Source organism: Cupriavidus respiraculi, assembly GCF_914271545.1.
GTDB classification, from domain to species: Bacteria; Pseudomonadota; Gammaproteobacteria; order Burkholderiales; family Burkholderiaceae; genus Cupriavidus; species Cupriavidus respiraculi.
On sequence record NZ_CAJZAH010000002.1, the window covers coordinates 402,996 to 417,354 of the forward strand.

The following is a 14,359-nucleotide window of genomic DNA, read 5'->3' on the forward strand; positions in this document are numbered from 1 at the left end:
GCCAGGGAAGGCCATCCCGGTCCGGGCCTGCGCTGCCGGCACCGTCCTGCTGGCGCAGGGATCGGCGGGCGCGGCTGTGCCGTCCGCGTTGTTGGGTCGCACCGATTCTATGGAAGCACATTGAGCGGCACAAGCGAAATTTTCAAATTGCGATATGGTTTGTCACCATATGAAATAATGCGGCGACGCACCAAAGCCGCCCCCGCCGCCGCCGATAACGCCCCGGGGACGGCACCGCGCCGGACGATCCACATTGGCGCTTACCCGGAGCGACGCGGTGCAGCAATCCCGCTACACTGTTCGGTCAGTCGTCAATACCCATCCATGCCGTTCCTTCAACGCCTTCTCAAGCGCCTGCCCGGGCTGCGCTCCGCGATTCTTCCCGCCACCGTTGCGGAGACATCCCGGTCCGCGAACGCCACGCATCCGACCCAGGGCGGCTCCGCGGCCATGGACGGCATCACGCCGCTGGACTCGCTCGACGGGCTGGGCGCCGGCGACGACGGCACCGGGGAGGAGGCGGCGGCCTTCAACGGCCCGCCGCGCGGCCTGTGGTGGCTGCGCTGGCGCAACCTGGTCGCGACCAGCTGGTTCATGTTCATCCCCCTGGTCGCGATCGTGCTGTTTACCGCGGCCATGGGCGTCATCCTGTGGTCGCTGCACGAGACGGAGCGCCAGCAGCAGCATGACGCGCTGTACCGCGACGCGGCATGGGCGCAGCAGCGCGTGCGGCTGTCCCTGCTGAGCAACCAGGATCAGCTTGCCTCGCTGGCGCGCGACATCGCCGCCGCGCAGCTGGACCAGAACGCCTACCGCACGGCCGCGCAGGAAATCCTGCGCGAGAACCCCGAGATCGTCTTCGTCAACTGGCTCGACGCCACGCGCCGCGCGCGCTGGTCGCTGCCCTCCACCTCCGAATTCGCCAGCCGGCTGCGCGAGACACAGGACCAGCCCCTCGAGCCCGAAGTGCTCGACACGTTCGATACCGCCCGCGAAACGCAGCGCGTGGTGTATTCCCGCCCCATCGTCAACGAGCGCGGCGACAGCTTCATGCTGCTGCAGGTGCCGATCGTGCGGGACAACGAATTTCTCGGCACGCTCGGCGCGCTCTACTCGATCAACGGCATCCTGACCCACCTGCTGCCGCCCGAGCTCACCGAGCGCTACCGCTTCTCGCTGATCGACAAGAACAACCAGCTGCGCGCCAGCACCTCGCTGCGCCCGGTGCCGGCCACCGCGCTGTCGTACGAAGTCCTGCTCGATCCGCCGGGGCACTCGCTGTCGCTGCGCGCCGATGCCTATCCGCCCGCGTCCAACCTGCCGAACAACATGCTGCTGTGGCTGGTGGTGGGGCTGTCGTGCTTCCTGCTGTGGAGCCTGTGGAGCATGTGGCGCCATACCAGCCGGCGCTCCGAGGCGCAGCGCGCGCTGCTGGCCGAGACCTCGTTCCGGCGCGCGATGGAAAACTCGATGCTGATCGGCCTGCGCGCGCTGAACCTGAATGGCCGCATCACCTATGTGAACCCCGCCTTCTGCCGCATGACCGGCTGGCAGGAGCACGAACTGGTGGGCCGCGTGCCGCCCTTCCCCTACTGGCCGCCCAACGACCAGCGCGAGATGCAGCGCCAGATCGACCTGACCCTGCAGGGCAAGTCGCCGGCCAGCGGCTACGAGATGCGCGTGATGCGCCGCGACGGCACCAGCTTCTTCGCCCGCATGTACGTCTCGCCGCTGATCGACAGCCGCGGCCGCCATACCGGCTGGATGAGCTCGATGACGGACATCACCGAGCCCAAGCGCGCCCGCGAGGAACTGGCCGCGGCGCACGACCGCTTCACCACCGTGCTGGAGAGCCTGGACGCCGCGGTGTCGGTGCTGGCCACCGACAAGCCCGAGCTGTTGTTCGCCAACCGCTACTACCGCCAACTGTTCGGCTGGGAGGCCGAGGGTCACCTGAAGCTGGCCGGCGGCGACGTCGACCAGGAACAGGTCACCAGCGACCACACCGACTTCGTCGACGCCTATGCCGGCCTGCCGGCCTCCGAGCTGATGCCCTATGCGTCGGACGCACGGGAGATCTTCGTGCCCGACATGCAGAAGTGGTTCGAAGTCCGGCGCCGCTATATCCAGTGGGTCGACGGCCACCTCGCGCAGATGCAGATCGCCACCGACATCACCGTGCGCAAGGCCGCCGAGGAAATGGCGCGCCAGCACGAGGAACGCCTGCAGTTCACCAGCCGCCTGACCACCATGGGCGAGATGGCCTCGTCGCTGGCGCACGAGCTGAACCAGCCGCTGGCCGCCATCAACAACTACTGCATGGGCGCGGTGGCACGGCTGCGCTCCGGCCGCAGCACGCCCGAGGACCTGGTTCCGATCCTGGAGAAGACTTCGGCGCAGGCGGTGCGGGCCGGCACCATCATCAGCCGCATCCGGGGTTTCGTGAAACGCAGCCAGCCGCAGCGGCGCGAGGCCTCGCTGCACGAGATCGTGGCCGACGCGGTGGGCCTGGCCGACCTGGAAGCGGCACGCCGCCGGGTGACCATCCTGACCCGGCTGCCCGCGCCCCCGCTGTCGCTTTACGTCGACCCCGTGCTGATCGAGCAGGTGCTGGTCAACCTGCTGAAGAACGCGGTGGAAGCCATGGCCGGGCTGCCGGCCATGCGCGCCACGGGCGTCGTCAGGCTGCACGCGCGCATCGAGCCCGGCGAACTCGGGCAGACCATCCGCATCGATGTGATCGACCAGGGCCCGGGCGTGGACGAGGACACCAAGGAGCGGCTGTTCGAGCCGTTCTTCAGCACCAAGTCCGACGGCATGGGCATGGGGCTGAATATCTGCCGCTCGATCATCGAATCGCACCAGGGCCGCCTGTGGGTCGAAAACAATGCCGACGGCATCGGCTGTACGTTTAAAATCCTGCTGCCGTTGCAGCCGGAGACGGCGGAACAGTAGGCCGCGCCCGGTTCGCCGGGCGGCCCCGATCACGATAGCCGCCACCGAGCGGCACCCGACCTTGGTGGCGTGCCCGCGGCGCGCGGACGCGGTTACACTAGCCGGGATTGCAGACGATGCAGCATCAGGAGACTTCATGACCGTAGCGCCGAACCCCACACCCAATCGCGGCGAAACCGTGTTCATCGTCGACGACGATGAAGCCATGCGCGACTCGCTGACCTGGCTGCTGGAGGGCAATGGCTACCAGGTGCGCAGTTTCGCCAGCGCAGAGCAGTTCCTGTCGGCCTACGACGCCAGCCAGGTGGCCTGCGTGATCCTCGACGTCCGGATGCCCGGCATGAGCGGCCCGGAACTGCAGGAACGGATGATCGCCGAGAACATCAACATCCCCATCGTCTTCATCACCGGCCACGGCGACGTGCCGATGGCGGTCTCCACGATGAAGAAGGGCGCGATCGACTTCATCGAGAAGCCGTTCGACGAGTCCGAACTGCGCGCACTGGTCGAGCGCATGCTGCAGAAAGCCCGGGTGGACCACTCCGCCGCCCGCGAGCAGCGCGCCGCCAAGGACCTGCTGGGCAAGCTGACCACGCGCGAGCAGCAGGTGCTGGAGCGTATCGTGGCCGGACGGCTGAACAAGCAGATCGCCGACGACCTCGGCATCTCGATCAAGACGGTGGAGGCGCACCGCGCCAACATCATGGAAAAGCTCAACGTCAACACCGTGGCGGACCTGCTGCGCCTCGCGCTGTCGCGCAACAGCTGACCGCAACGACCGCGGCGCCGCCCGGCGCCGCGGTGTGGGGCCGGCGCCCCGCGCCCCTTCCCGCGCCCCTTCCCGCGCCCCTTCCCGTTCCCTCGCCGCTCCCCGGCGGCGCCGTCACCTCCGGCGTACCCCGCCATCCATCGGGCGCCCTCCCCTTATAATCTGACCTTTCCGGGTAACGCCCCCGCCCCGCACCCCGCGCGACGGCGCCCGCCCGTGTCCATTCATTCGCCGCTTCCTTTCGCCTCGCTCATGTCCGCCCAACTCATCGACGGCAACGCCCTTGCCACCCAACTCCGCACCGAAGCCGCCCAGCGCGCCGCCCGCCTGACCGAGCGCGGCCACCAGCCCGGACTCGCCGTCGTCCTGGTCGGCGAAGACCCGGCCAGCCAGGTCTATGTGCGCAACAAGGTCAAGGCGTGCGAGGACAACGGCTTCCATTCGTCGCTGGACCGCTATCCGGCCGACCTGTCCGAAGCCGATCTGCTGGCGCGCATCGACGCGCTGAACCGCGACCCGAAGATCCACGGCATCCTGGTGCAGCTGCCGCTGCCCAAGCACATCGACAGCCACAAGGTGCTGGAAGCCATCGCGCCCGAGAAGGACGTGGACGGCTTCCACGTCGCCAACGCCGGCGCGCTGATGACCGGCGCCCCGCTGTTCCGCCCCTGCACGCCCTATGGCTGCATGAAGATGCTCGAATCGATCGACTATCCGCTGCGCGGCGCCCGCGCGGTCGTCGTCGGCGCCTCGAACATCGTGGGCAAGCCGATGGCCATGCTGCTGCTGCAGGCCGGCGCCACGGTGACCATCTGCAACAGCAAGACCCGCGACCTGGCCGCGCACACGCGCGAGGCCGACGTGATCGTGGCCGCCGTGGGCCGCCGCAACATCATCACCGCCGACATGGTCAAACCCGGCGCGGTGGTGATCGACGTCGGCATGAACCGCGACGACAACGGCAAGCTCTGCGGCGACGTCGATTTCCAGGGCGTGAAGGAAGTCGCCGGCTATATCACGCCGGTACCCGGCGGCGTGGGGCCGATGACCATCACCATGCTGCTGGTCAACACGCTGGAAGCCGCCGAACGCGCCGCGGGCTGAGCCGTTTTCCGGCACGCTCGCCGGAAAAGGACGCCAGCCACTGGAAAACCCGCCGGCCGCCCCGATGTGAACACCATTGGGCCTTTGTTTTGCGCCAGACAACCGAGATCGCCATGAACCAACCAGTCAACGCCGCCGCCGACGCCACCACCGCCACCGGTGCCAATCCGCTGCTGGACTTCACCGACCTGCCGCGCTTTGCCGACATCCGGCCCGAACATATCGGCCCGGCGCTCGATACGCTGCTGGCCGACGCCCAGCGCGCGGTCGCGCAGGTCGCCGACCCGGCCACGCCGATCTCCTGGGCCACCGTGGTCGACGTGCTCGAGGCCGGCACCGAGCGGCTGGGCCGCGCCTGGGGCGTGGTTGGCCATCTGAGCTCGGTCGCCGATACGCCGGCGCTGCGCCAGGCGCATGCGGACAACCTGCCGCGCATGACCGAGTTCTGGTCCTCGCTCGGCCAGAACCTGGCCCTCTACGAAAAGTACAAGGCCCTGGCCGACAGCCCTGAATACCAGACCCTGAGCGCGGCCCGCAAGCAATTGCTCGACAACGAGTTGCGCGGCTTCCGCCTCGGCGGCGCGGAGCTGCCCGAGGACAGCAAGCCGCGCTTCGCGGCGATCCAGGACGAACAGGCCCAGCTGTCCAAGGCCTTCTCCGACCACGTGCTGGACGCGACCAACGGCTACGCGCTCTATATCGAGGACGGCGCCCGTCTGGCGGGCCTGCCGCAGGACGCCATCGACGCCGCCCGCGAAGCCGCGCAGAAGGACGAGCGCGCCGGCTGGAAATTCACACTGCATTTTCCGTCGTACTTCCCGGTGGTGCAGTACGCCGACGACCGCGCGCTGCGCCAGACCCTTTACGAAGCGAACGTGACACGCGCGTCCGAGCTCGGTCCGCAACACAGTCAGGGCAAGCCGGAGTGGGACAACACCGCCAATATGCGCGAGCAACTGGCGCTGCGCCAGGAAGAAGCGCGGATGCTCGGCTACGCCACGTTCGGCGAAGTCTCGCTGGTGCCCAAGATGGCCGAATCGCCGGCCGAGGTGCTGCGCTTTCTGGACGAACTCGCCGCCAAGGCGCGCCCGTACGCGGAACGCGACTGGACCGAACTGCAGCGGTTCGCGGCCGAGGAGCTGGGCATCGCGGCGCTCGCGCCGTGGGACATTGCCTATGCCTCCGAGAAGCTGCGCGAGAAGCGCTATGCGTTCTCGGAAAACGAGGTCAAGCAATACTTCCCCGAGCCGCAGGTGCTCAAGGGCCTGTTCGGCGTGGTCGAGAAGCTGTTCTCGGTGCGCATCGAACCGGACCAGGCCCAGACGTGGCACAAGGACGTGCGCTTCTTCCGCGTGGTGTCCGCCGACGGCGAACTCAAGGCGCAGTTCTATATCGACCTGTATGCGCGCGAAGGCAAGCGCGGCGGCGCATGGATGGACGACGCGCGGGGCCGCAAGGAGCGTAGCGATGGCGCGGTGCAGACGCCGGTCGCCTACCTGACCTGCAACTTCTCGGCGCCGGTGGGCGACAAGCCGGCGCTGTTCACGCACGACGAGGTGATCACGCTGTTCCACGAGTTCGGCCATGGCCTGCACCATATGCTGACCCACGTGGGCGACCTGGGCGTGTCCGGCATCAACGGCGTCGAATGGGATGCGGTGGAGCTGCCGTCGCAGTTCATGGAGAACTTCTGCTGGGAATACGAGGTGCTGACGGGCATGACGGCCCATGTCGACTCCGGCGCGCCGCTGCCCCGGGCGCTGTTCGACAAGATGCTGGCCGCCAAGAATTTCCAGAACGGACTGATGACGCTGCGCCAGATCGTCTACTCCGCGTTCGACATGCACCTGCACACCGACTTCGACCCGCAGGGCGGAAAGTCGGTGCTCGACGTGTCCCGCGAGATCAACGACCGCGTCCACGTGATTCCGCAGCACCCGCTGTCGCGCTGGCCCAACACGTTCAGCCATATCTTCGCCGGCGGCTATGCGGCGGGCTACTACAGCTACAAGTGGGCCGAAGTACTGTCCGCCGACGTCTATGCCGCCTTCGAGGAAGCGGCGCAGCTCAGTGGCAGCGTGCTGGACAGCGAGACCGGGGCGCGCTTCCACCGCGAGATCCTGTCCGTCGGCGGCAGCCGCCCGGCCATGGAATCGTTCACCGCCTTCCGCGGCCGTCCGCCGCAGATCGACGCGCTGCTGCGGCATGGCGGCATGGCGGGCGGCGCGGCCGACGGGATGGCGGCATGACGGATCTGCTGAGCGGGCTGCCGCCCGCGCTGCCCGCGCTGGCGCCTGCGACGCTGCGCATCGCCACCTGGAACGTCAATTCGCTGAAGGTGCGGCTGGCCCATGTGCTGGACTGGCTGATCGCGCAGGAAAAGGCCGACACGCCGATCGACGCGCTGTGCCTGCAGGAGCTGAAGCTGCCGGAGGACAAGTATCCGCTGGCCGAGCTGGAGAGCGCGGGCTTTCACAGCGTCTATATCGGCCAGAAGACCTACAACGGCGTGGCCATCCTCGCGCGCAACACCACGATGCCGCCGGCGGCCGACGTGGTGCGCAACATCCCCGGCTTCGAGGACGAGCAGCAGCGCGTGGTGGCCGCCACCTACGGCGATGTGCGGCTGGTATGCGCATACTTCCCCAATGGGCAGGCGCTGGATTCGGACAAGTTCGCCTACAAGCTCAGGTGGCTCGAAGCGATGACTTCGTGGCTGCGCGAGGAACTGGCGCGCTACCCCAAGCTGGCCCTGCTGGGCGACTTCAATATCGCGCCCGACGATCGCGACGTGCACGACCCCGCGAAGTGGGAAGGCCAGAACCTGGTCTCGCCGGCCGAGCGGGCGGCGTTCCAGGGGCTGCTGGAGCTTGGTCTCGCCGATGGATTCCGGCTGTTCGAGCAGCCCGAGAAGGCGTTCTCGTGGTGGGACTACCGGATGCTCGCGTTTCGCCGCAACGCGGGCCTGCGCATCGACCATATCCTCTTGTCGGAGGCGCTGCGCCAGCGCTGCACCGGCTGCGTGATCGACCGCGAACCGCGCAAGTGGGAGCAGCCGTCGGACCATACGCCGGTGGTCGCGACCCTGCAGCTCGGCTGACATCCGCCCGGCCGCCGCGCGGCCGGGATCCGGCCGCAAGCGGGTGACGCATCGCGCGCCTGTCCTGCCCCACGGCGGCCGCATCGCTTATCATGCCGGTCAGAGCTTCTTACCGACGCCGGCGCCACGTAGTGCCGGCGCATCCATGCACGCTCCCGCCATGCACATCGTCTCGCCTTTCGCCCAGCGCCACCGCGCGCCGGCTCCCGCACGACCCTCTCCCGAAACGGCACCCGCCCGCGGCGCGGTAAGCGCGTGGTGACCCCGCCCGCAACCGCCGGCCGCTGGTCGCGCCTGCTGCCCGCCTGGCGCGATCGCGTCAATGCCGCGACGCTGCGCGCCGACCTGCTGGCCGGCCTGCTGGGCGCGGTGCTGGTGCTGCCGCAGGGCGTAGCGTTCGCGACGCTGGCCGGGCTGCCGCCGCAGTACGGCATCTATACCGCCGTGGTGCCTTGCATCGTGGCCGCGCTGTTCGGCTCCAGCTGGCATGTCATGTCCGGCCCGACCAACGCCAATTCGCTCGCGCTGTTCGCCATGCTGAGCCCCATCGCGCTGGCCGGCAGCCCCGAATACATCAACCTTGCGCTGGCGGTCACCGTGCTGGTCGGGCTGTTCCAGCTCGCGGTCGGCACGCTGCGGCTGGGCTCGCTCGCCAACTTCATTTCGCCGTCTGTGCTGCTCGGCTTTACCTGCGGCGCGGCCGCGCTGATCGCGCTGTACGCCCTCAAGGACCTGTTCGGCCTTGACGTGCCATCGGGCACTAGCGCCTTCGGCGTGCTGCTGCATCTGGCGCGCCACGTGGACACCATCCACTGGGGCGCGGTGGCGGTGGGCGCGGTGACGTTGATCGTTACCCTCGCCGTCAAGCGCATGTCCCGGCGGCTTCCCTTCATGCTGCTGGGGCTGCTTGCCGGTTATGCGGTCGCCCTGGCGCTCAATCACCTGGCCGGCGGGGGCGCGCACGTCGAGGTGATCGGCGCCATTCCGGCCGCCATTCCGCCGTTCCATGTGCCCGACATCGCGTGGCGCACCGTGCCGGACCTGCTGGGCATCGCTTCGGCCTTGACCATCGTCGCGCTGGGGCAATCGATCTCGATCGCCAAGGCCGTGGCGCTGCGCTCGGGGCAGCATATCGACGCCAACCGGGAATTCGTCGGCCAGGGCCTGAGCAATATCGCGGGCGGCTTCTTCTCGGCCTACGTCTCCTGCGGCTCGCTGAACCGTTCGATGCCGAACTTCGAGGCCGGGGCGCGCACGCCGCTGGCCAGCGTCTTCTCGGCGCTGCTGCTGGTTGCGCTGGTCGCGGTCAGCGCCCCGCTGCTGGCGCAGATCCCGCTGGCCGCGATCGCGGCCATGCTGCTGCTGGTGGCCTGGGGGCTGTTCGACTTCGCGCGGCTGCGCCGCATCGCAACGATCTCCCGCACCGAATTCGCCATCGCGCTGGGGACCTTCGTGGCCACGCTGGTGATCCGGCTCGAAATGGCCGTGCTGCTCGGAACCATCCTGTCGCTCGTGGCCTACCTGTACCGCACCGCGCGGCCTGCCGTGCGCAGCCTGGTGCCGGACGCGGACGATCCCGGCCGGCGCTTCACACCGCTGGACGAGCTGCGGCGCCCGCAGCCCGAATGCCCGCAACTGAAGCTGCTGCGCATGGAAGGCGCGATCTTCTTCGGCGCCGTGCAGCATGTCAGCGACCGCTTGCACGACGCACGCCGCGACCATCCCGGCCAGCTGCATCTGCTGGCGATGACCAAGAGCATGAACTTCATCGATCTGGCCGGCGCCGAGATGTGGGAGGCCGAACTGGCCGAGCGCCGCGCCGCGGGCGGCGACCTGTATTTCCACCGGCCGCGCACGCAGGTGCTGCAGACCTGGGACCAGACCGGCTTTGCCGACAAGCTCGGCCAGGACCATATCTTCTCCACCAAGCGGCAGGCGCTACACACCATCGTGCGCCGGCTCGATCCCGACATCTGCGCGCGCTGCAACGTGCGCATCTTCGAGGAATGCGCGACCCAGCCGGGCGGCGTGCTCGCGCCCGCCGGCACGGCCGAGGCGGGCACGGCGGACACGGGCGAGCGCGCGCCGGGCACGGCAACGGCAGTCGCGGCAAGGCGCGAGACGCAGACGGAGAATCAGGGTGGGAACTGAGGGTGGAGAAAAGCGGGTATCGAGGAGTGAGACGGAAGACGACGGACGGTGTAGCAAAAACGCCGGCATGAAACCGGCGCCAGATGCAGGCGATGCCTTGCCTTATACAGGCGCCACGTGGGCGCGTTTGACGACGACTGGTTGCTGCACGCCTTGTTCGATCAGGACCACCGCGGCGCGTTCGATCGTATCGCGGCCCGCGCGGAATGCTTCTTCGAGCGACAGCACCTGGTCGGCACTGAAACCTTCCCACAACGCCTCGCGTGTCACCACGCAGGTCACCGGCTGACCATCGACGATCGCGTGGAACAGCAGGCCTTCGTTGTTGATGTCGTAGCGCTCTTGCTCTTGGAATTTGATATCCATCGGTAAAGCCCTCCATTGCAAGTGATGGGGCATCCTAACATGGGTCGACCAAGTCGCGGCAATGCCCCGCACGCGGACCCGTCATCACCCTGACACTCCGGCGGTTCGCGAGTTCCCACGGCGCCCGTGGCCGGCGTAGCGCTCGCCACGGCATCGCGCCGGCAGCACCCGCGGACGGCTGGCGGTCTCTCTGCAGAAACGCGACCCGGCAACATTTGACAAAAAGAAAAACGATGCTAGAATCTCGGACTTCGTTGGGGCGTTAGCTCAGTTGGTAGAGCAGCGGACTCTTAATCCGTAGGTCGAGTGTTCGAGTCACTCACGCCCCACCAGCGAATTCGAAAGGCCGGAAGCAGAGATGCTTCCGGCCTTTTTCATTGCCATCTCGCCGCGCGGCTTCAGCGCGCCGCCTCGAACAACTCCCGCGCCAATTCCCGGTGCCGCACCAGCACCTGCGGCAGAGAGGCCGTCAGCAGTTCGCCAGCCCGCACTACCACCCGGCCGTTGATCACGCTGGTCGCGACCTTGCCGGGCGTGCAGAAGACCAGCGCCGCGACCGGGTCGTGGCCGGCGCCGGCATAGCCCACCGCGGACATGTCGAAGGCAACGAAGTCCGCCGACATGCCGGGGGCGAGGGCCCCGATATCGTCGCGGTTCAGCACCCGCGCCCCGCCCAGCGTGGCGATCTCCAGCGCCTCGCGCGCGCTCATCGCCGCCGGGCCGTAGCCGACCCGCTGCAGCAGCATGGCCTGGCGTACCTCCCCCAGCATGTGCGCGCCGTCGTTGGACGCGCTGCCGTCCACGCCCAGGCCGACCGGCACGCCGGCGTCGCGCATCGCGCGCACCGGCGCGATGCCGGACGCCAGCCGCATGTTCGAGCATGGGCAGTGGGCGACGCCGGTGCCGGTGCGCGCGAACAGCGCGATGCCCTCCTCGTCCAGCTTGACGCAGTGCGCGTGCCAGACGTCGTGCCCGACCCAGCCCAGGTCTTCGGCGTACTGCGCGGGCGTGAGGCCGAACGCCTCGCGCGAGTAAGCGACATCGTTGTCGTTCTCGGCCAGGTGTGTGTGCAGGGAGACGCCGTAGTGCCGCGCCAGCACGGCGGACTCCCGCATGAGGTCGCGCGAGACCGAGAACGGCGAGCAAGGCGCCAGCACGATGCGCAGCATCGCGTGGCGGGAATCGTCGTGGTACTGCTCGATCAGCCGCTGGCTGTCCGCCAGGATCGCGGCCTCGTCCTCCACCACGGAGTCGGGAGGCAGGCCGCCCTTGGCGCGACCCACGCTCATCGAGCCGCGCGCGGCATGGAAGCGCATGCCCATCCGGGCCGCGGCCTCGATCGAGTCGTCCAGGCGCGCGCCGTTGGGGTACAGGTACAGGTGATCGCTGGTGGTGGTGCAGCCGGACAGCATCAGCTCGGCCATCGCCGTGCTCGTCGACACGCGGATCATCTCCGGCGTCAGGTGCGACCACAGCAGATAGAGCCCATTGAGCCACGCGAACAGCTCCGCATCCTGGGCCGCGGGCACCGCGCGGGTCAGGCTCTGGTACATATGGTGGTGGGTATTGACCAGGCCGGGGATCACCACATGGCCGCGCATGTCCAGCACCTGCGCACTGCCGTCGTCCATCCTGCGCCGATATGCCTCGGGCAACTCGGCGGTCGGCCCCACCCAGGCGATCGCCGGTCCCTCCGCCACCAGCGCGCCGCCGGGTATCTCGCGGCGGGCCGCATCCATGGTCACGAGTACGTCGGCGTTGGTCACGATCAGCATCACGGTGCGGGTCTCCTGCGCGGTTGGGATGGAGGACATGGCGGACACGGCCGCCGGCATTGTAGGGCGCCGCCGCGCGCCGCGGTCCGTCCGCGGCGGCATACCGCCTATTGTGGCGGGGGGCTTGCATTCATACTGCGGGCTGGGTAGAATCGCGGTCTTCGTTGGGGCGTTAGCTCAGTTGGTAGAGCAGCGGACTCTTAATCCGTAGGTCGAGTGTTCGAGTCACTCACGCCCCACCAGCGAATTCGAAAAGCCGGAAGCAGAGATGCTTCCGGCTTTTTTTATTGGTGCTTCCGGTCCGGCGCGCAGCAACGTGCGGCGGCGCGCGCGGCGCGCCGCTTCCCGGGGAAGATACCGATAGCCCGCGCGCCGCTTTCCGGGTTGAATGCCATCCAGGCTTATCGCGAAACATAGTTCCGCATTCCGGAACGCGGTCGCCGGTCAAAGGCAGTCCGACCGTGTGCGATAACGCCCTATCAAAACAGCAGAAGATGGAGGCACCCTTGAAAGCAGTATTGAACGCGAGCGCAATGGCCGTGATGGCCCTGGCCGGTCTGACCCATGCCACGCTGTCGCATGCCCAGGCCTATCCCACCAAGCCGATCCGCCTGATCGTACCGTTCGCCGCGGGCGGCACCACGGACATCGTCGCGCGCGCCGTGTCGGACGCGCTGGGCCGCGAACTCGGACAGCCGGTGGTGGTGGAAAACCGCGGCGGTGGCGGCGGCGCGATCGGCGCCGACGCGCTGGCCAAGTCGGCCCCGGACGGCTACGCGCTGGGCATCGCGACCGTGAGCACGATGGCCACCAATCCGGCCACCAACCCGAAGAATCCCTACGACCCGCTCAAGGACTTCGCGCCGATCACCAACCTGGTCAACGTGCCTAACGTGCTGACCATCAATCCGCAGGTGCCGGCCAAGAACCTGAAGGAGTTCATCGCGCTGGTGAAGGCAACGCCGGGCAAGTACAGCTACGCGTCCGCCGGCAAGGGCAGCATCTCGCATCTGGACGGCGAGCTGTTCAAGCTCGTGACCAAGACCGACATGGTGCACGTGCCCTACCGCGGATCGGGTCCGGCACTGAACGACACGCTGGCCGGCCAGGTCAGCGGCCAGTTCGACAACCTGCCCTCGTCGATGCCGCATATCCAGGCGGGCAAGCTGCGCGCGCTGGCGGTGGCCGCGCCCAAGCGCGTCGAGGGCCTGCCCGATGTGCCGACCTTCGCCGAGGAAGGCCTGAAGGACGTCAACAACATGGCCTGGTACGGCCTGGTCGCGCCGGCCAACACCCCGCCGGCGATCGTCGCGAAGGTGCATGACGCCGCCGTGAAGGCGCTGAAGGATCCGAACGTGCAGCGCCGCCTGAAGGACAGCGGCAGCTATACCGACGGCAACACGCCGCAGCAGTTCGCCGCGCAGATCAAGCGCGAGCTGGAATTGCGCAAGAAGATCGCGGTCGAGCAGAACATCACGCTGGAATAAGCCTCCGGCGAGTCCAGTGGAAGGGCAGGCTGCGCGCCTGCCCTTTTTCTTTCCAGGTTGCCACCCGGCGGCTTTGCCCCCCACAAGCCCGCCAAGCAAGCCCGCCATACTGACCGCAGCGCGCGCGCATCGTCCCCGCAGCACGGCTTCTTGATCTGACGCAAGGCAGCATGGCGCCCGGACGGTTTGAATTCTGGAATGGAAAACTTTCACTACGGCGGGCGCGGCCACGGCGCTACAGTCGTAGCTTGTGCCATCCACCCAAGGACCGCGCGGCCATCGCGTGGTCTGCCAACCTGCGAGGACGACCATGCTCAAGACCACCCTGACCGCCGTGACCGCCGCCCTGGCCTTCGCCGCCGCCACCGGGGCGCATGCGCAGCGAAACCTGACCGACGGCGGCGACATTCACAGCGGCGCCCATAGCGGCAAGCCGGCGGACCCACACACCGATGGCGCGCGGGCCGGCAGGTTCGACCCGTACACGCAGGGAGCAAACCAGTCCACCCGCTCCGATCTGGCACCGGCGGGCAAGGCGCGCGACCCGTACACCGAGGGCGCCAGGGCCGGCAAACCCGATCCCTATACCGACGGGGCGAAGGCGGGCAAGGCCGACCCCTATACGGACGGCGCCAAGAAGTAAGACCGGCTC

Annotated in this window: 10 protein-coding genes and 2 tRNA genes; 10 read left to right on the forward strand and 2 right to left on the reverse strand. The window is 68.1% G+C overall.

What is annotated here, in order from left to right; genetic code table 11:
• Positions 1-450: 450 nt before the first annotated feature.
• The 6 genes from LDO27_RS09340 to LDO27_RS09365 all read left to right on the forward strand — a co-directional run bounded on the left by LDO27_RS09340 (position 451) and on the right by LDO27_RS09365 (position 10,079).
• On the forward strand, positions 451-2,955 hold the full coding sequence (locus LDO27_RS09340; protein ID WP_377747206.1) for a PAS domain S-box protein: 2,505 nt from the start codon (positions 451-453) through the stop codon (positions 2,953-2,955).
• Between the two features lie 136 nt (positions 2,956-3,091).
• Entirely contained in the window at positions 3,092-3,724 is a 633-nt protein-coding gene (locus tag LDO27_RS09345; RefSeq protein ID WP_222201246.1) for a response regulator transcription factor, read from the forward strand.
• A gap of 252 nt (positions 3,725-3,976) precedes the next feature.
• Positions 3,977-4,828, forward strand: a complete 852-nt coding sequence (folD, locus tag LDO27_RS09350) for a bifunctional methylenetetrahydrofolate dehydrogenase/methenyltetrahydrofolate cyclohydrolase FolD (protein WP_222201247.1) — start codon at positions 3,977-3,979, stop codon at positions 4,826-4,828.
• 113 nt (positions 4,829-4,941) lie between these two features.
• Positions 4,942-7,077 (forward strand): M3 family metallopeptidase, encoded by a 2,136-nt coding sequence (locus tag LDO27_RS09355; protein WP_224041317.1) that lies wholly within the window; start codon positions 4,942-4,944, stop codon positions 7,075-7,077.
• A gap of 53 nt (positions 7,078-7,130) precedes the next feature.
• Positions 7,131-7,928, forward strand: a complete 798-nt coding sequence (gene xth / locus LDO27_RS09360; protein ID WP_222202265.1) for an exodeoxyribonuclease III — start codon at positions 7,131-7,133, stop codon at positions 7,926-7,928.
• 258 nt (positions 7,929-8,186) lie between these two features.
• Positions 8,187-10,079 carry a SulP family inorganic anion transporter gene (locus tag LDO27_RS09365; protein ID WP_377746980.1) on the forward strand — a complete coding sequence of 631 codons (1,893 nt, stop codon included), beginning with the start codon at positions 8,187-8,189 and terminating at the stop codon, positions 10,077-10,079.
• Between the two features lie 102 nt (positions 10,080-10,181).
• On the opposite strand, the gene LDO27_RS09370 is transcribed toward LDO27_RS09365, so the two are convergent.
• Positions 10,182-10,445 (reverse strand): DUF1488 family protein, encoded by a 264-nt coding sequence (locus LDO27_RS09370; protein ID WP_222201249.1) that lies wholly within the window; start codon positions 10,443-10,445, stop codon positions 10,182-10,184.
• Positions 10,446-10,701: 256 nt separating this feature from the next.
• On the opposite strand from LDO27_RS09370, the gene LDO27_RS09375 reads away from it, so the two are divergent.
• A tRNA-Lys gene (locus LDO27_RS09375) sits at positions 10,702-10,777 on the forward strand.
• Positions 10,778-10,843: 66 nt separating this feature from the next.
• Here the strand turns inward: LDO27_RS09375 and LDO27_RS09380 are convergent.
• Positions 10,844-12,223, reverse strand: a complete 1,380-nt coding sequence (locus LDO27_RS09380; protein WP_224042508.1) for an 8-oxoguanine deaminase — start codon at positions 12,221-12,223, stop codon at positions 10,844-10,846.
• Between the two features lie 163 nt (positions 12,224-12,386).
• Between LDO27_RS09380 and LDO27_RS09385 the strand changes: the two genes are divergently transcribed.
• The 3 genes from LDO27_RS09385 (at position 12,387) to LDO27_RS09395 (ending at position 14,350) form a co-directional block, all read left to right on the forward strand.
• Positions 12,387-12,462 (forward strand) — tRNA-Lys (locus tag LDO27_RS09385).
• A 264-nt stretch (positions 12,463-12,726) separates the two neighbouring features.
• Positions 12,727-13,707: a Bug family tripartite tricarboxylate transporter substrate binding protein gene (locus LDO27_RS09390; protein ID WP_222201250.1), complete on the forward strand. Its 981-nt coding sequence runs from the start codon at positions 12,727-12,729 to the stop codon at positions 13,705-13,707.
• 310 nt (positions 13,708-14,017) lie between these two features.
• Positions 14,018-14,350, forward strand: a complete 333-nt coding sequence (locus LDO27_RS09395; RefSeq protein ID WP_222201251.1) for a hypothetical protein — start codon at positions 14,018-14,020, stop codon at positions 14,348-14,350.
• Positions 14,351-14,359 lie beyond the last annotated feature (9 nt).